The sequence below is a fragment of the Prescottella equi genome (assembly GCF_002094305.1).
Taxonomy (GTDB): Bacteria; Actinomycetota; Actinomycetes; order Mycobacteriales; family Mycobacteriaceae; genus Prescottella; species Prescottella equi.
Genome location: NZ_LWTX01000010.1, coordinates 119,477 through 136,412, shown reverse-complemented (window position 1 = coordinate 136,412; position 16,936 = coordinate 119,477). Strand labels below are relative to the sequence as shown.

At 69.3% G+C, this 16,936-nt stretch carries 13 protein-coding genes; 5 read left to right on the top strand and 8 right to left on the bottom strand.

Translation table 11 applies throughout. From position 1 onward, the window contains the following. Positions 1–14: 14 nt before the first annotated feature. The 5 genes from A6I89_RS21055 to A6I89_RS21035 form a co-directional block, all read right to left on the bottom strand. Complete coding sequence (locus A6I89_RS21055; RefSeq protein ID WP_022594934.1) at positions 15–2,540, bottom strand: ABC transporter permease; 2,526 nt, start codon at positions 2,538–2,540, stop codon at positions 15–17. A 4-nt stretch (positions 2,541–2,544) separates the two neighbouring features. After that, the gene (locus tag A6I89_RS21050; protein ID WP_005514369.1) at positions 2,545–3,312 is read right to left on the bottom strand and encodes an ABC transporter ATP-binding protein; all 768 of its coding nucleotides are present in this window, start codon (positions 3,310–3,312) and stop codon (positions 2,545–2,547) included. Between the two features lie 116 nt (positions 3,313–3,428). Then, positions 3,429–5,813, bottom strand: a complete 2,385-nt coding sequence (locus A6I89_RS21045) for a sulfatase-like hydrolase/transferase (RefSeq protein WP_022594932.1) — start codon at positions 5,811–5,813, stop codon at positions 3,429–3,431. Positions 5,814–5,884: 71 nt separating this feature from the next. Beyond that, positions 5,885–6,466 carry a hypothetical protein gene (locus A6I89_RS21040; RefSeq protein WP_022594931.1) on the bottom strand — a complete coding sequence of 194 codons (582 nt, stop codon included), beginning with the start codon at positions 6,464–6,466 and terminating at the stop codon, positions 5,885–5,887. Further along, on the bottom strand, positions 6,463–7,224 hold the full coding sequence (locus tag A6I89_RS21035) for an SDR family NAD(P)-dependent oxidoreductase (protein ID WP_005514372.1): 762 nt from the start codon (positions 7,222–7,224) through the stop codon (positions 6,463–6,465). The genes A6I89_RS21040 and A6I89_RS21035 overlap by 4 nt, the downstream gene beginning before the upstream one ends. A gap of 115 nt (positions 7,225–7,339) precedes the next feature. On the opposite strand from A6I89_RS21035, the gene A6I89_RS21030 reads away from it, so the two are divergent. The 3 genes from A6I89_RS21030 to A6I89_RS21020 all read left to right on the top strand — a co-directional run bounded on the left by A6I89_RS21030 (position 7,340) and on the right by A6I89_RS21020 (position 10,823). After that, on the top strand, positions 7,340–8,116 hold the full coding sequence (locus A6I89_RS21030) for a deoxyribonuclease IV (RefSeq protein ID WP_013415443.1): 777 nt from the start codon (positions 7,340–7,342) through the stop codon (positions 8,114–8,116). Between the two features lie 85 nt (positions 8,117–8,201). Further along, positions 8,202–8,831, top strand: coding sequence for an AMIN-like domain-containing (lipo)protein (locus tag A6I89_RS21025; RefSeq protein ID WP_022594930.1), 630 nt, complete (start codon positions 8,202–8,204; stop codon positions 8,829–8,831). A 102-nt stretch (positions 8,832–8,933) separates the two neighbouring features. After that, positions 8,934–10,823 (top strand): ABC transporter ATP-binding protein, encoded by a 1,890-nt coding sequence (locus tag A6I89_RS21020; RefSeq protein ID WP_022594929.1) that lies wholly within the window; start codon positions 8,934–8,936, stop codon positions 10,821–10,823. 25 nt (positions 10,824–10,848) lie between these two features. Here the strand turns inward: A6I89_RS21020 and A6I89_RS21015 are convergent, their stop codons facing one another. Together A6I89_RS21015 and A6I89_RS21010 are read right to left on the bottom strand one after the other, a co-directional pair. Next, positions 10,849–11,451, bottom strand: a complete 603-nt coding sequence (locus A6I89_RS21015) for an NlpC/P60 family protein (RefSeq protein ID WP_022594928.1) — start codon at positions 11,449–11,451, stop codon at positions 10,849–10,851. Between the two features lie 174 nt (positions 11,452–11,625). Further along, the gene (locus A6I89_RS21010; RefSeq protein WP_013415439.1) at positions 11,626–13,458 is read right to left on the bottom strand and encodes a DEAD/DEAH box helicase; all 1,833 of its coding nucleotides are present in this window, start codon (positions 13,456–13,458) and stop codon (positions 11,626–11,628) included. 144 nt (positions 13,459–13,602) lie between these two features. Between A6I89_RS21010 and A6I89_RS21005 the strand changes: the two genes are divergently transcribed. Continuing rightward, positions 13,603–14,886, top strand: coding sequence for a TrpB-like pyridoxal phosphate-dependent enzyme (locus A6I89_RS21005; protein ID WP_005514380.1), 1,284 nt, complete (start codon positions 13,603–13,605; stop codon positions 14,884–14,886). A gap of 67 nt (positions 14,887–14,953) precedes the next feature. Here A6I89_RS21005 and A6I89_RS21000 read toward each other — a convergent pair whose 3' ends face one another. Beyond that, the gene (locus tag A6I89_RS21000) at positions 14,954–16,117 is read right to left on the bottom strand and encodes an alpha-hydroxy-acid oxidizing protein (protein ID WP_022594926.1); all 1,164 of its coding nucleotides are present in this window, start codon (positions 16,115–16,117) and stop codon (positions 14,954–14,956) included. Between the two features lie 132 nt (positions 16,118–16,249). Between A6I89_RS21000 and A6I89_RS20995 the strand changes: the two genes are divergently transcribed. After that, positions 16,250–16,888, top strand: coding sequence for a phosphoribosyltransferase (locus tag A6I89_RS20995; RefSeq protein ID WP_005514383.1), 639 nt, complete (start codon positions 16,250–16,252; stop codon positions 16,886–16,888). Positions 16,889–16,936: the final 48 nt, after the last annotated feature.

The window sequence follows — 16,936 nt, the reverse complement described above, 5'->3', positions numbered from 1 at the left end:
CGGAGCACGACCGCCTACATGTCGGAGATCGCCTCCAACGGCTTCGTCCGCGCGGCGCGGGACGCCGGCCACAGCGCGGCCAGCACACCCACGACACCCGAGCCGATCAGCATCGCCAGCACCTGCCCCCACGGCACCGAGATCTGATCGAGCCCCTGGTCGGCGAGAGTGCGTACGAAGCCCCAGCCGAACACGACACCGAGCAGCACGCCCACCAGCGCACCGAACACCGCGATGAGCACCGATTCGAGGTAGATCGTGCGGCGCACCTGGGCGCGCTGCATTCCGACTGCGCGGAGCATGCCGATCTCCCGGCGGCGTTCGACCACCGACAGCGCGAGGGTGTTCACGATGCCCAGGATCGCGATGACGACGGCCAACGCCAGCAGCCCGTAGAGCACCGAGAGCAGCATGTCGATCTGCTGGCCCTGCGCGCCCTTGAACTGCTCCCGGTCCTGGACCTGCACGACGACGAACGGGTCCGTCGCGGTGGCGAGGTCGGTGGCCATCGCGGTCAGGTCCGCGCCCGGGGTCGCCTTGATCAGCACGGCCCATTCGGCCCGCATGTTCGTCGGCGTCATCGCCTGATAGACCTCGTCCGACACCATCCACGGACCCAGAAGCTGGTTGTCCTCGTAGATGCCGGTCACCGTGACGGTCGTCTGTTCTCCGTCACGATCGGTGAGGGTGACGGGCGTACCCAGCTTCCAGCCGTTGTCGGTGGCCTCGCTTTCGCTGACCATCATGTCGGTGCCACGGACAGAGGCGGAGCCTTCCTTCATCGTGTAGTCGAGCACGCCGTCCGGGGGCCCACTGAGCGCGGTGCCGAAGACGTCCTCGTCGTCGATCTTCGCGGCCACCCCGTGCAGCGAGACGGCCTCGGCCACACCGTTCACGCGGCCGGCGGCACCGGCCGCGCCCGCCGGCACCCCGATGCCCTGCGGCCCGGTGAGCACGAAGTCCGCCTCGACGCCCTTGTCGACGAGCGAGTTCACGCTCGACTTGGCCGACGCGCCGAACACACCGATCACCGACACCAGCATCAGGCCGAGGGTGAGCGCGAACGCGGTCGCGGCGGTGCGCTTCGGGTTGCGGACCGCGTTGGTGCGGGCCAGACGCCCCACCGGGCCGAACGGCTTCGCGAAGATCGCGCCGAGCCCGCCGACGATCGGGCGGGACAGCGCCGGTGCCGCGAGCAGCACCGCGAGGACGAGTGCGAGGGCGCCCAGTCCGACGATCGCCGCGGCACCACCACCGGTGGACTGCGCGCCGACGACGAGGGCGAGCACACCCAGCACCGCCGCGATCGCACCGATCAGCGTGCGGACCTTCAGCGTGTCGCCGGTGGACGCGAACTCCTCGCGCATCGCCGCGACCGGAGGCACCTTCGCCGCGCGGCGGGCCGGCGCGTAGGCGCTGACGACCGTGACGACGATGCCGAGCACGAGCGCGACGACGATCGTGCGCGGCGCGACCTGCAGCGACCCCTCGGGCAGGCCCAGGTCGAAGGCATTGAGCAGGCTGCGCAGGCCGTACGCGAGGCCGACGCCGGCCGCCAGGCCCAGTGCACTGCCGATAGCTCCGACGACGAGCGCCTCGAACACCACCGAGCGACCGACCTGCTTGCGGCTGGCACCGATCGCACGCAGCAGCGCCAACTCGCGCAGCCGCTGCGCCACGATCATCGAGAACGTGTTGTAGATGATGAACGTGCCCACCAGCAGCGCGATCGCACCGAACGCCAGCAGGAAGTAGTTGACGAAGCTGAGGGCCTCGCCGATCTCGTCCTTGGTCTCCTGCTTCACCTCGGCGCCGGTCTGCACCTTGGTGTCGGGCAGGGCCGCCGCGATCCGGTCGCGAAGCTCGTCCTGCGACGCCCCGGTGCCGGCGACGTCGATGTAGCCGACGTGGCTGCCGTCGGTGAACAGCTCACGGGCCTGCGGATCGGTGAACAGCGCGCCGACGTATCCGCCGGTGTCGGTCTCCGGTGCGTAGATGCCGGCGACGGTGACATCGCTCCAGCCGCGCATCGTCAGCACCCGGGTGTCCGAGCCGACGTCGAGACCGGCGCGGGTAGCGGCGCTCTCGTTGAGCGCGATCTGACCGGCCTGCTCGGGCGGCGTGCCGGCAACGAACTTCGTCGGCTCGCCGAGCGTCTGCTCCGGGGGGAGGTACGACGCCCCGATGCTCGGGGCACCGCCGTTCTGCATCGGCTTTCCGGCCGAGTCGAGGACGACCACCTGTCCGCCCACCGACGGCGCGACGGCCCGCACGCCGTCGATGTTGCGGAGGACGTCGACGTCCGCGATCGGGACGCCGCTCGAACCTTGTTCGACGGCACTGACCCGCACGTCGACGCCCTGCGCGGTGCCGTCGAAGATGCTGTCGAACGTCTTCTGCAGCGTGTCGGTGAACACGAACGAGCCGGCGACGAACGCGGTGCCGAGCACGACCGACAGCACGGTCAGGACGAGCCGCACCTTGTGGGCGGCGAGGTTGCGCAACGACACCTTGCGCATCGGTGAATTGGTCACGGCCATGGCGTCAGACCGTCTCGAGGTTCTTCATGCGGTCGAGCACCGACTCCGCGGTCGGCTCGCGCAACTCGTCGACGATCTGCCCGTCGGCCAGGAACACCACGCGGTCGGCGAAGCTCGCGGCCCGCGGATCGTGCGTGACGATCACGACGGTCTGGTGGAACTCGTCGACCGCCGCTCGCAGGATCGAGAGCACCTCCCCGGACGAACGCGAATCGAGATTGCCGGTCGGCTCGTCACCGAAGATGATCTCCGGCTGCCCGGCGAGCGCCCGCGCGCACGCGACTCGCTGCTGCTGACCGCCCGACAGTTCACCGGGGCGATGGTCGAGGCGGTCGCGCAGACCCAACCGATCGACCACGGTGTCGAGCCACTGCTGGTCGGCCTTCCGGCCGGCGATGTCCAGCGGCAGCGTGATGTTCTCCAGTGCCGTGAGCGTCGGCACCAGGTTGAACGCCTGGAACACGAACCCGATCCGGTCGCGGCGCAGCTGCGTCATCTGCTTGTCCGAGAGCGTGGTCAGATCCGTGGCACCGATCAGCACCGCACCCGACGACGCGGCGTCGAGACCGGCGAGGCAGTGCATGAGCGTCGACTTACCGGAGCCGGACGGCCCCATGATGGCGGTGAACTCCCCCCGCGCGAACTCCGCGGACACGCCCGCGAGCGCGTGGACCTGGGTGTCCCCCGACCCGTAGACCTTCGTCAGGTTGACCGCGCGGGCGGCCACTGTGGTTTCGGTGGGCATCTCGGTTTCGGTTGGCATGCCCACCATCCTCACCCGTGGACACGACAGAAACCATCGGGGTCTTCCCTGATCTTGGGCGGCTTCGCCGCCCGTGCGCCTTTCTGGTAGCCGGCCCCACCAGAAAGGCGCACAGGGCGCAGCCCTCAGTCGTGCGAGAAGGCCCGCGCGATCTCACGCTCGATGTCGAGATAGGGCTCGCCGGACACGTCGGCGACGACCTTCGCGATGGTTCCGCCGCGGAACCGGAACGGGGCGCGATACGCCGCGGACACCGACTGACCGGGGTCGCGTCCGATCCGGATGCCCTCGCCGACACCCGAGAACATCGCCGGCTGCATGCGAACCCCGGAGCGCGATCCCACCGCCCGGTCGTCGATGTGCAGGGTCACGTCTCCGAGCGGCGTGAACCCGTCGTCACCGACGCCGGTGCGCTCGAACCGCACCCCGAGGACGTGGGAGCCGGCGGCGACGTTCTCGGTCGATACGACGACCTGCTCCTCCTCACCGAGGAAGTTGTAGACGTACGTGAGTCGGCCGTCCTGCACGAAGAGCGTGTGCCCGCCCAGCCGGCCGCCGTGCGCGAACAGCACGCCCTCGACGTCGTCGGCCGACTCGACGGTCACCTCCGCCAGCAGCGAGAAGGACCTGCCCCGCATCTCGAGCGCGGCCCCCGGGCCCACCACCGCGGCATCCGGGTAATACACGAACGACGCCCGCTCCCCCGTGAGATAGGGCCGGTAGCGCAGGAACGCCGACAGGATGTCCAGGTCGTTGAGCGGTAGACCGCCGTACTTGTCGGCCTCCGCGAACCACAGCGCCCGCATCTTGTCGAGTTTGTCGGGACGTGCGGCGGCGAGGTCGTGGACCTGGCTGCGGTCGCGCTCGATGTGGAACAACTCCCAGCGGTCGTCGTCGAAGTGCGACCAGTTCGACGGCGCGGCCGGGTGGACGGTGTTCGCGAACCAACCGTCGTGCCAGATCCCGCGGGTGCCGAGCATCGAGTAGAACTGGGTCGTCTTACCGGTGGCCGCGTCGGGATCGTCGAGGATCGGGCGGAAACTCACTCCCTCGAGGGGACGCTGAGGGACGCCGCCGACCAGCAGCGGCGGGTCGATGCCGAGCAGTTCGTAGACGGTGGGGGTGATGTCGCAGACGTTCACGTAGCGGTCGCGGACCTCGCCTCGCGCGGCGATACCGGCCGGCCACGAGATCAGGCACGGGTCCGCGATCCCGCCCTCGTGCGATGCGTACCGTTTGAACAGCTTGTACGGGGTGTTGAACGCCATCGCCCAGCCCAGGCAGTAGTGGTTGTACGTCTCGGGCCCGCCGAGTTCGTCGATCTTCGCGAGCCCGTCCTCCACCTCGTCGGGGTAGCCGTTGAAGAACTTGTACTCGTTGACCGAACCGTTGGGTCCGCCCTCGCCGCTGGCACCGTTGTCGGAGAGCAGCACCACGATCGTGTTGTCGAGCTGGCCCGATTCCTCCAGGTAGTCGAGAACCCTGCCGATCTGCGCGTCGGTGTAGCTCTGGAAGCCGGCGAACACCTCCGCCATCCGGCAGAACAGCCGCTTCTCGTCGTCGCTCGTCGAGTCCCACGGACGCACGGTGTCGAGCGGAGGCCACGGCAGCCCGTCGGCGCTCACCTCGTCGGCGTAGGGGTTCATCGGAGACAACTCGGTGTCGGCCGGGACCAGCCCGAGGTCCTTCTGGTTCTGCAGGACGATCTCGCGGTACTTCTCGTACCCCATGTCGAACCGTCCCGCGTAACGGTCGGCCCATTCCCGGGACACGTGGTGCGGCGCGTGGCCGCAGCCCGGACACAGGTACATGAACCACGGTTTGTCAGGTGCGATCACTTTGGAGTCGCGGATGAACTCGATCGACTTGTCCGCCAGATCCTTCGACAGGTGGTACCCGTCCTCCGGCGTGTACGGCGGCTCCACCGGATGGTTGTCGTAGATCAGGTTGGGGTACCACTGGTCGGCCTCGCCGCCGAGGAATCCGTAGAAGCGCTCGAAACCCCGCGAAAGCGGCCAATTACGCTTCGTCGCAGCAAGATTGGATTCCTCGAGCGGCGTGAGGTGCCATTTGCCGACCGCGTAGGTGTTCCAGCCGCGTTCACCGAGCACCTCGGACATCAGCGCGCAGTCGGCGGGGATCCGGCCGCTCGCGTTGGTGAATCCGTCGGTGAACTCCTCGACGGTCGCCATGCCCACCGACGTCGGGTTCCGGCCGGTCAGCAGCGCAGCCCGGGTCGGCGAACACAGGGCGGTCGTGTGGAACTGGCTCAGCAGCACACCGCGATCCGCGATGCGCCTGAGGTTGGGCATCTCGACCAGACCGCCGTACAGGTCCCACGTCCCGATGCCGGTGTCGTCCCACACCAGGTACAGGACGTTGGGTGCGCCTTCGGGCGCACGGGGCTCGGCGAACGGCGCCCAGTCCGGCGTCGAGTCCCGGATGTCGACCGAGACCTTGCCGGTGAAGTCCTTGCCCGTGAAACCCGTGCCCGTGAAATCCGCAGCCATGACGGGGTCCTCCCGATGCGCGTGAGATTCCCATCATCACACGCACCGGGAGGCGCCGGGGGCGGTTCGAGTTACCGGCGCCGGGGCTCCATCATCACGTTGAAACCCCTGGTGAAGTCCAGATAGTCCACGACGTCCGTTCGCACGACGTCGGGGCTGCCGGGCCCGGCGTAGTAGTGCTGGCGGTAGTCGTCGACGGTGTCGAACCACAGTTCCGAGATCGCCTCGATCGCGCCGGCGCCGTGGGCTTCCACGACGAGGTTCTGCACGTACCTGCTGACCGCGGGATGATGCACCCGCGCGATGTCGGCGTGCGCGGCGTAGCGCCGCTCGAACTCGGCGCGCGGAACGTCGGCGCGGCGCGCGACGAAACACACCTGTTTGATCGCACCGGCCGCGGTTGCACCGGCGTCGCGGCGGTCCCAGCGGACCGACTCGGCGAGCGTCAAGACCGCATCCGGTTCGACACCGACGTCGACCGCGGCATCGCCCCACGACCACACGACGGTCCGCAGCGCCACGTCGTCCGACTGCGGTGCAACCGAATTGGCGCGGAAGATGCCGGGACGGTGGACGTCGACGGCCGAGTGGCCACCGACGTCGACGGCACCGAGTACGTCGGCGAACGCGAACGCCCGCTTGACCGAGGTCACGACCAGCGGGCCTGGCCGCCGTCGAGCGGGATGGTCGCACCCGTCAGGTAGGCCGAATCCGGGCCGACGAGGAACGCCACCGCGTTACCGATATCGGTCTCGGGGTCACCGATGCGGCGCATCGGGATGCTCGCGACGAATGCCGCGGCCTCCTCCGGGCGCGCGTCGGCCCAACGCTGCAAGCCCGGCGACATGGCGTGCGGAGCAACCGCATTGACCCGGATGTTGTCGACACCCCATTCGCACGCCGCCGCGCGGGTGAGGGACCGCACCGCTTCCTTCACCGATGCGTACCCGCCGTACCCGCTCGCGTCCCAGCGGACCGCGACGGACGACACCATGTTCACGATCGCACCGCCGCCACGCTCCTTCATGGACGGGTAGCAGGCCTGCATCGTGCGCAGGGCCGCGATCGGACCCGACGTGTAGGCGCGTTCGAGAATGTCCGCCTTCAGTTCGTTGATCGGCCCCAGGGGGTTGAGGCTCGCGTTGTTGACCAGGATGTCGACGCCCCCGAACAGCGCGGTGGTCGTCTCGACCGAACGCGCGATGTCGTCGGCGTCCGAGACGTCCGCGACCACCGGCTCGGCGATCCCGCCGAACGCCGCGATCTGCTCGCACGTCTCGATCAGCTTGGACTCGGTCCGGCCCGACACCGCGATCCGCGCGCCCTCCTTCGCGAGCGCGAACGCGACGCCCTGACCGACTCCCTGACCGGCACCCGTGATGAGTGCGACCTTTCCGTCCAGCTTGCCCATGTGGTTTCAATCTCCCGCAGTATTCGATGTGCCGACCGACACACAACCAGGAACGGACGGCCGTCGGGTCGCGTTTCCCGTTGATCGGGACCGCTCCACCGCTACGCTCGACGTCATGCGGATCGGAGCCCATGTCCGGCAGGACGCCGACCCCATCGGGGCCGGCGAGCGTCTCGGTGCCGACATCGTCCAGTTGTTCCTCACCGACCCCCAGAAGTGGGACAAGCCGGAGCGGCACCCGCAGACCGACCGGATCCTGGCCAGCCCCATCGACGTCGTCGTGCACTCGTCGTACGTCATCAACGTCGCGAGCCTCAACAATCGACTGCGCATGCCGTCCCGCAAGGCCGTGGCGGACCAGGCCGCCGCGGCCGCCGAGATCGGCGCGGTGGGACTGGTCGTGCACGGCGGTCACGTGCGCGACGGCGAGGATCCGGCCGCCGGAATCGCGAACTGGCGCAAGCTCTTCGAACGGCAGCAGGACAAGGGCGGCTTCCCGGTGCCGATCCTGGTGGAGAACACCGCGGGCGGCGATTTCGCGATGGCCCGCCATCTGGACGCGATCGCGCGCCTGTGGGACGCGATCGGCGAGTTCGACGCCGGGTTCTGCCTCGACACGTGTCACGCGTGGGCGGGCGGCGAGGAATTGCTCGGCATCGTCGAACGGGTCAAGGCGATCACCGGCCGGATCGACCTCGTGCATCTGAACAACTCCCGTGACGAGTTCGACTCCGCGCGCGATCGGCACGCCAACCTCACGACCGGCCTGATCGACCCCGCGATGCTCACCGCGGTGGTGTCCGCCGCCGGCGCCCCCGTCGTCCTCGAGACGCCGGCGGACGGAATCGCGGACGACCTGGCGTATCTGCGCGACGCCCTCGCCGGCGATTGAACGCGTCGGACGTCACATACCGAAACGGACACGACGCCGCGTCGGACCGCGACGGTGTCGCAGGCCCGCCCTACCATCGCCACTCATGACGTACCTTCGGTCCCGCCGCACGCTCGCAATCTCCTCCGTCGCTCTCGCGGCGATCGCTCTGGCCGGCTGCTCCAGTACCGATTCGGAGCCCACCGCCTCCTCGACGTCGATCACCGCGTCGACGTCGACGTCCTCGCCCGTCAAGGCCGCCCCGCTGGCCGCCGACGAGGGCACACTGACCGCGGCGCCCACCGCGCAGGACGCCCAGACCGGCACCGCGTCCGAGGATGCGGCGCTCACGATCAGCGACATTAGGATCGGCACCCACGAGGGTTTCGACCGGGTCGTGTTCGAGTTCGGCGGAACCGGCACCCCGGGCTGGCGTTCGGAGATCGTCTCCACCGCCAACCAGCAGGGCAGTGGCAACCCGCTCGCCGTGAGCGGTCAGGCGATCCTGCAGGTCATGATCACCGGTGCGTCGATGCCGTACGCGACCGGCGTCGAGGAGTACTCGGGCCCCAACCCGCTCGAGGCGGCACCCGGCGGCATCGTCACCGAGGTTCGTGACGCCGGCATCTTCGAGGGCACGAACCAGACCCTGATCGGGCTCTCCCGTCCCGATGCCGACTACCGCGTGTACACGCTGGACAATCCCACGCGCCTGGTGGTCGACGTCGCCCGTTGACCTGAGGCTTCCGCTCACTCATTGACCTCAACCATTGTCGAGGTCTTACCGTCGTGTCGTACCCCGGTCGTAGCGTGACCGGGCGACGGGAGGGTGCACACCATGAGCATGGAAGTCACCGCGTGGAACGCGATGTACAACGCGATGCACGCGCAACAGGACAGTCGGCCGTTCTCGCGGGCGACACTACGGCGCGTCGGGGGGTACGCGCGGCCGCACCGGCGCCACATCGCGTGGTATCTGGTGCTGAGCGTCGTGACCGCCGCCCTCGCGGTGGCCACGCCGATCCTCGCGGGCCGCGTCGTCGATGCGATCGTGGCCGGCGACGAGACCTCGGTGGTGGTGCGTCTGGCACTGCTGATCGCGGCGATCGCGCTGCTCGAGGCGGGCCTGGCGATCGTCACCCGTTGGCTCTCCGCGAGCATCGGCGAGGACCTCATCCTCGACCTGCGCCGGGCGGTGTTCGACCACGTGCAGCGCATGCCGGTCGCCTTCTTCACCCGCACCCGGACGGGCGCGCTGGTCAGCCGGCTCAACAACGACGTGATCGGCGCGCAGCGGGCCTTCAGTGACACGCTGTCCGGCGTGGTCGGCAACCTCGTGACCCTGGTCATCACGCTCGTCGTGATGATGGGGATCTCGTGGCAGATCACGCTCCTGTCGCTTCTGCTGCTGCCGGTGTTCGTGCTGCCCGCCCGGCGCATGGGCGCGCGCCTCGCCCAGCTCAACCGCGAGGCCGCCAACCACAACTCGGTGATGAGCACCCAGATGACCGAGCGGTTCTCGGCACCCGGCGCGACCCTGGTCAAGCTGTTCGGCCGGCCCGCCGACGAGTCCGCCGAGTTCGCTGTTCGCGCCCGCCGGGTGCGCGACATCGGCGTACGCACGGCCATGCTGCAGTCGGTGTTCGTCACCGCCCTCACATTGGTGTCGGCTCTCGCGCTCGCCCTCGTCTACGGTCTGGGCGGGTTCTACGCGCTGCGCGGCCAGCTCGAGGCCGGCGCCGTGGTGTCGCTGGCGCTGCTGCTCACCCGGCTGTACTCGCCGCTCACGTCGCTCGCCAGCGCCCGCGTCGACGTCATGAGCGCGATGGTCAGCTTCGAGCGCGTGTTCGAGATCCTCGATCTGAAGCCGCTCATCGCGGACAAGCCCGACGCGGTCGAGGTGCCGTCCGGTCCGGTGTCGGTGGAGTTCCGGAACGTGGGCTTCGCGTACCCCGCGGCCGACAAGGTCTCCCTCGCGTCGCTCGAGGAGGTCGCGACACTCGACACCCGCGGCGGATCCACCGTCCTGCACGACGTCTCGTTCCGCGTCGAACCCGGCCAGATGGTGGCGCTCGTCGGGTCGTCCGGTGCGGGCAAGTCGACCATCGCGAGCCTGCTCCCCCGCCTCTACGACGCCGATTCCGGTGCGGTGCTACTGGCCGGCACCGACGTGCGCGACCTGAAGTCCGACTCGATCCGGCGCACCGTCGGAATGGTCACCCAGGACGGTCACCTGTTCCACGAGTCCGTTCGGGCGAACCTGCTACTGGCCCGCCCCGGGGCTTCCGAGGACGAACTGTGGGAGGTGTTGCGCCGGGCGCGCCTCACCGAACTGATCGAGTCGCTACCCGACGGCCTCGACACCGTGGTGGGCGAACGCGGCTACCGACTGTCCGGAGGTGAACGCCAGCGCCTGACCATCGCCCGGTTGCTGCTCGCGCAGCAGCGCGTGGTGATCCTCGACGAGGCCACCGCACATCTGGATTCGACGTCGGAGGCAGCGGTCCAGGAGGCACTCGGCGAGGCACTCGAGGGTCGGACGGCCGTCGTGATCGCGCACCGGCTGTCCACCATCCGTGCGGCCGATCTGATCCTGGTGATCGAGGACGGCCGAATCGTCGAGCGCGGCAACCACACCGAACTCCTGGGCCGCGGCGGGCGCTACGCCCAGCTGTACCGGACGCAGTTCGCCACCGCCAATCCCGTGTTGACGGAGGTGCTGACCTGATCCGCCGGTCCCCACCGGTGACGGCTCAGAAGAACCGTCGGATGTTGTGAATCCTGAAGTCCGACAACGGCCGTAGCCCGGTGGGGACTCCGGTGCCGTAGGCGTTGAACACCATGCCGTTGCCGGCATAGATCCCGACGTGACCGGCGATGTCGTAAGTGTCCATCGTGATGACGTCGCCCGGCTGGAGCGCAGACAGCGGCACGAGCATGCCGCCGGTGTAGCGGGCCATCTCCTGGCTGGTGCGCGGCAGGCTGATCCCGACGGTGCGGAACGCCCACTGGACCAGCCCCGAGCAGTCCCACGCGTCGGGACCGTTGCCACCCCACAGGTACGGCTTGCCGGTCTGCGTGGTGGCCGCAGCGAGCGCCGCGAGGCCGCGCGGGCTGGGAATCGGCAGCGGGATGGCTATCTCGCCGCTCCCGGCGAACAGGCTGGCGCTGCCCGATCCCCCGCTGCTGCCGGACCCGACCGACGACACGACGGCGGCGAGACTGTCGGTGAGGTCGGCGGCGTTCGAGATGGAACCGACGATGTCCGGCTGCGCCATCGCGGGTGCCGCCAGGCCGACGGATGCGCCGGCGATGAGTGCTGCTGCGATCGATCCTCGACGAAGCGTGTGGGCCACGTTCGTGCCTCCTTGATGAGATTGCGCGGATCCCCCGACCGGCAAACTGCGAGGCACGTTACAGAGCAGGCGTCACTCCCGTCACAGAAATCAACTCATTCACAGAAACGGGCGCCGGCGAGTCGGATGACTCGCCGGCGCCCGTTTCGATGGCACGTAACTGCCGGGTGGGGGTCAGTCGCGCGGACGACGCTTCGCGAATCGGTCACCCCGGTCGCCCCGATCACCGCGGTCACCACGATGACCGCGGTCGCCGCGGTCGCGGCTGAACTTGCCGCCCGCGCGGTCCTCGCGTCCCCCGCGGCCCTGCCGTCCCGTCGGCGCACCCTGGTCGAGTTGCAGCTGGATCAGCACACCCGAGATGCGGGTGGCCCGCAGCGCCTCGACGGTCTCCTTCGGCAGGTTCGCCGGCAGCTCGACCAGGCTGTGGTCGGGTCGGATGCTGATGTGCCCGAAGTCGCTGCGGCGCAGCCCACCCTCGTTGGCGATCGCACCGACGATCGCACCCGGGACGACCTTGTGCCGCTTGCCGACCGCGATCCGGTACGTCGCGAACTCCTGGCCGTCACGACCGACGCGCGGGCCGCTCGGGCCGCCGTCGTCGAATCGGCGGGCCGGCCGCTCCCGCGGCTCACGCTCGCGGCGCGGCGGGGCCGGCGGCTCCGGCGCCATGAGGAACGACTCGCCGTCGCGCGACTGCACCGCCAGCGCGGCGGCGATGTCGGCGAGCGGGACGTCGTGCTCGCGCTCGTAGTCCTCGATGAGCTTGCGGAACAGCGCCAGGTTCTCGGAGTTCAGGCTCTCGGTGATGGAGTCGCCGAACTTCGAGACGCGCTGCGCGTTGACATCCTCGACGGTCGGCAGCTGGATCTCGGTGAGCGGCTGCCGTGTGGTGCGCTCGATCGACTTGAGCAGGTGCCGCTCGCGGGGCGCGACGAACAGCAGCGCATCACCGGTGCGGCCCGCGCGACCGGTGCGCCCGATGCGGTGCACGTACGACTCGGTGTCGTGCGGGATGTCGTAGTTGACGACGTGCGAGATCCGGTCGACGTCCAGGCCGCGAGCCGCGACGTCGGTGGCGACGAGGATGTCGAGCGCACCGGACTTGAGCTGACCGATCGTGCGCTCGCGCTGCGCCTGCACGATGTCGCCGTTGATCGCGGCGGCCGAGAAGCCGCGGGCCCGCAGGCGCTCGGCGAGATCCTCGGTGGCCTGCTTGGTCCGGACGAAGATGATCATCGCCTCGAACGACTCGACCTCGAGGATGCGGGTGAGCGCGTCGAGCTTGCGCTGATGCGCGACCTGCACCCAGCGCTGGGTGATGTTCGACGCCGTCGCGGTCTTCGCCTTGACGGTGATCTCGACGGGATCGTGCAGGTACTGCTTGGAGATCTTGCGGATCGCCGGCGGCATCGTCGCGGAGAACAGTGCGACCTGCTTGTACTCGGGCGTGTCGGCGAGGATCCGCTCGACATCGTCCTGGAAGCCCATCTTGAGCATCTCGTCGGCCTCGTCGAGCACGAGGTACTCGAGGTTGGAGAGGTCGAGGGTGCCCTTCTCGAGATGGTCGATCACGCGGCCGGGCGTACCGACGATGATCTGGGCGCCGCGCCGCAGGCCCGACAGCTGGACGCCGTACGCCTGACCGCCGTAGATCGGCAGCACCTGGAGACCGGGGATGTGTGCCGAGTACTTGCCGAACGCCTCCGCGACCTGCAGCGCGAGCTCGCGGGTCGGCGCCAGGATCAGCGCCTGGGGCACCTTCCGGTCGACGTCGAGGCGGGACAGGATCGGAATCGCGAACGCGGCCGTCTTGCCGGTACCCGTCTGGGCCAGGCCGACGACGTCCTTACCTTCGAGCAGCGTCGGGATGGTCGCGGCCTGGATCGGCGAGGGCGACTCGTAGCCGACGTCGGAAAGGGCCTTCAGCACCCGTTCGTCGATCTGGAGGTCGGCGAAGGTGATGGGATTGTCGTCGGTCTGCGGGTCGCGCTCGGTGTCACTCATTTGACCAGTGAGTTTAGTCGATGCATGGTATGGCCCTCGATCCGAGTGCCCTCCACGTGCGTCGACGGACCCCGAGTGCGGCCCGGCAATGACCGCGATCACAATGTGGACGACCGTCCTGCCACTCTCCGAGAGGAACCAGCAGTGTCCGACACGACACCCATCCCCACCCACTGGTACAACATCGTCGCGGACCTGCCGGTCGCCCCGCCGCCCCACCTGCACCCGGGCACCAAGGAGCCGGTGACCCCGGCCGACCTCGCCGCGCTGTTCCCGAGCGCGCTGATCGAGCAGGAGGCGACCACCGAGCAGTACATCGAGATCCCCGAGCCGATCCGTGAGGCGTACCGCACGTGGCGGCCGGCGCCCCTGATCCGTGCCCGCGAATTCGAGAAGGCGCTGGGGACGCCCGCTCGGATCTACGTCAAGTACGAGGGTGTGAGCCCGGTCGGCAGCCACAAGACCAATACCGCCGTCGCGCAGGCCTACTACAACGCGCAGGACGGCGTGAAGAAGATCACGACCGAGACCGGCGCCGGCCAGTGGGGCAGCGCGCTGTCCTTCGCGTGCGCGAAGTTCGGCATCGATCTCGAGGTGTGGCAGGTGCGCGCGTCGTACGAGTCCAAGCCCTACCGCCGGCACCTGATGGAGACGTACGGCGGCACGGTGCATCCGAGCCCGTCGGATCTGACCGAGTCGGGCCGCAAGATGCTCGCCGAATTCCCCGACACCCCGGGTTCGCTGGGCATGGCGGTCACCGAGGCCGTCGAGGTCGCCGCGAACGATCCCGACGCGCGTTACGCGCTGGGCAGCGTGCTCAACCACGTCGTGCTGCACCAGACGGTGATCGGGCTCGAGGCCGTCGAGCAGCTGCGGAACGCGGGCGAGGCCAACGCCGACGTCGTGTTCGGTTGCGCCGGTGGCGGTTCCAACCTCGCCGGGCTCGCGTTCCCGTTCATTCGCGAGGTGCTGCACGGCAAGGCACAGACCCGGATCGTCGCGGCCGAGCCTGCCGCGTGCCCGTCGATCACCAAGGGCGAGTACCGCTACGACCACGGTGACGTCGCCGGCCTCACGCCGCTGCTGAAGATGCACACGCTCGGCCAGGACTTCGTCCCGGACCCGATCCACGCCGGCGGCCTGCGCTACCACGGCATGGCGCCGCTGCTCAGCCACACCGTCGAACTCGGCTACGTCACCGGCCAGGCCGTGGACCAGCGGGATTCGTTCGACGCGGGCGTGCTGTTCGCCCGCACGCAGGGCATCGTGCCCGCTCCCGAGTCGGCTCACGCGATCGCCGCGGCCGCCGACTACGCGCGGGGCCTCACCGAGCCCGAGGTGCTGGTGATCGGCCTGTCCGGGCACGGCATGCTCGACCTGCCCGCGTACCAGTCACACATCGACGGCAACCTGGTCTCCACCGCGTAGCCGCACCACCGAGACGGCGTCGTGGGGTCGGGGCAACCCGCCCCACGACGCCGAATCAGCCTTCCCGTCAGAGAATCTCGGGACCCAGGCGACGGATGTTCTCGCGTACCGCGGCGACGTCCGGGTACCCGTTGACGCCCATCAGCAACTCCGCCTCGGCCAGCAGCATGCGCAGCACGTGGACGAGGCCCGGCACTCCGCCCATCGCGAGGCCGTAGACGTAGGGGCGACCGATCCCGACCATCGTGGCCCCCAGCCCGAGCGCCTTCACGACGTCCGAACCCGAGCGCACTCCCGAGTCGAACAGCACCGGCACCCGGTCGTCGCACGCCTCGACGACCGCGGGGAGGGTCTCGAGCGCGGCGATCCCCCCGTTCGCCTGCCGCCCACCGTGATTCGAGCAGTAGATGCCGTCGACGCCGGCGTCGATCGCGCGCCGCGCGTCCTCCGGATGCGAGATCCCCTTGAGGACGATCGGCAGTGTCGTCAGCGAGCGCAACCAGTCCAGATCCGCCCACGTGAGCGAGTTCCCGAAGGTCTGCACCCAGTGCAGCACCGTCAACTGCGGATCGTCCGACCCGACCAGGTCCCGGAACACCGGGTCGGACGTGTAGTTCTTCAGGACCTGACCGCGCAGCTGCGGAAAGTTGCCGGTGCTCAGGTCGCGCGGGCGCCAGCCCGGGACCCAGGTGTCGAGGGTGACGGTGATTCCCCGGTAGCCGGCGGCTTCGGCCCGCTTGACGAAGCTCTCGGCGAGGTCCCGGTTCTTCGGGGTGTAGAGCTGGAAGAAGCTGGGAACGTCACCGGCATGCGGGACGACGTCCTCGAGCGGGTCCTCCATGAGCGTCGAGAACATCGCCGGTACGCCGGTCTGCGCGGACGCCTGTGCGACGGCGATGTCGCCGTGCCGATCGCGGTCGCACAGTCCGATGACGCCGACCGGCGCCATGAAGACGGGGGACGCGAACGTGTGACCCCAGGCCTCGACCGTGAGGTCCGGGGTCTCGGCACCCACCAGCATCCGCGGAAGCAGCCCCCACTGTTCGAACGCCTCGACGTTGCGCCGCTGGGTGGTCTCGTCGCCCGCGCCGCCCGCGACGTACGACAACAGCGACTCCGACATCGCGGCGGTGGCCCTCGCCTCGAGCGCGCCGTACTCCATCGGGAACTCGGGCACCCGCCCTGCCAGCGCCGCGAGGTAGATCTCGTTCTGATAGCTGCCGAACTGCATGATGGCTCCATCCTGGTGCGAAATGATCGGCGCCGGCGAGGGATTCGATTCCCGACCCGCTGCGCGGCACAGCGTAACCATGCATCGGCGTATCGTCGAGGACGAGGCGAACCATTTCGACGGAGCACGCGAATGCACTACGCAACGCGAGCGAGAGCCGGTCGGGCGCTGACCAAGTCGCTCGGTCACCTACGCGGATCCGATCCGGTCGTGCTCGGACTCCCCCGCGGCGGCGTCCCGGTCGCCTTCGAGATCGCCGACGCTCTCGCCGCGCCACTCGACGTGCTGCTGGTCCGCAAACTGGGCGTGCCGTGGCAGCCGGAACTCGCCATGGGCGCGATCGCCGAGGGCGACTTCGAGGTCCTCAACGAGGACGTCGTCCGCCTCGCGCGGGTGGCGCCGGAGGCCGTGGACGCGGTCCGCGCCGCCGAACGTCGGGAACTGACGCGGCGCGCCGACGTCCTGCGGGGCGGGAGACCGCGGATACCGCTGCGAGGGCGCACCGTGGTCCTCGTCGACGACGGCATGGCGACCGGCGCGACGGCGGCCGTCGCCTGCGTGGCCGCGCGGGCGGAGGGCGCCGAACGAGTTGTCGTCGCGGTTCCGGTCGCGTCGACCGAGGCAGTTGCCCGGCTCGGGGTGACCGCGGACGAGGTGGTCTGCCCCTTCGTCCCGGCCGACCTCGGAGGGGTCGGCGGGGCCTACACCGACTTCCACCAACTGGACGACAGCGAGGTCACCGATCTGTTGTCCCGCGCCGGGCACCGTTGACCGTCCCGCGCCGGGCACCTGTGCCGTGACGGGTGCAACATTCGCCAC

What these genes read in the sequence shown, in the direction of transcription:
- A6I89_RS20995 (WP_005514383.1), top strand. Translation starts at nt 16,250, where the DNA reads ATGCACTACGCAACGCGAGCGAGAGCCGGTCGGGCGCTGACCAAGTCG.
- A6I89_RS21020 (WP_022594929.1), top strand. Translation starts at nt 8,934, where the DNA reads ATGAGCATGGAAGTCACCGCGTGGAACGCGATGTACAACGCGATGCAC.
- A6I89_RS21010 (WP_013415439.1), bottom strand. Translation starts at nt 13,458, where the DNA reads ATGAGTGACACCGAGCGCGACCCGCAGACCGACGACAATCCCATCACC.
- A6I89_RS21045 (WP_022594932.1), bottom strand. Translation starts at nt 5,813, where the DNA reads ATGGCTGCGGATTTCACGGGCACGGGTTTCACGGGCAAGGACTTCACC.
- A6I89_RS21035 (WP_005514372.1), bottom strand. Translation starts at nt 7,224, where the DNA reads ATGGGCAAGCTGGACGGAAAGGTCGCACTCATCACGGGTGCCGGTCAG.
- A6I89_RS21000 (WP_022594926.1), bottom strand. Translation starts at nt 16,117, where the DNA reads ATGCAGTTCGGCAGCTATCAGAACGAGATCTACCTCGCGGCGCTGGCA.
- A6I89_RS21050 (WP_005514369.1), bottom strand. Translation starts at nt 3,312, where the DNA reads ATGGTGGGCATGCCAACCGAAACCGAGATGCCCACCGAAACCACAGTG.
- A6I89_RS21055 (WP_022594934.1), bottom strand. Translation starts at nt 2,540, where the DNA reads ATGGCCGTGACCAATTCACCGATGCGCAAGGTGTCGTTGCGCAACCTC.
- A6I89_RS21030 (WP_013415443.1), top strand. Translation starts at nt 7,340, where the DNA reads ATGCGGATCGGAGCCCATGTCCGGCAGGACGCCGACCCCATCGGGGCC.
- A6I89_RS21025 (WP_022594930.1), top strand. Translation starts at nt 8,202, where the DNA reads ATGACGTACCTTCGGTCCCGCCGCACGCTCGCAATCTCCTCCGTCGCT.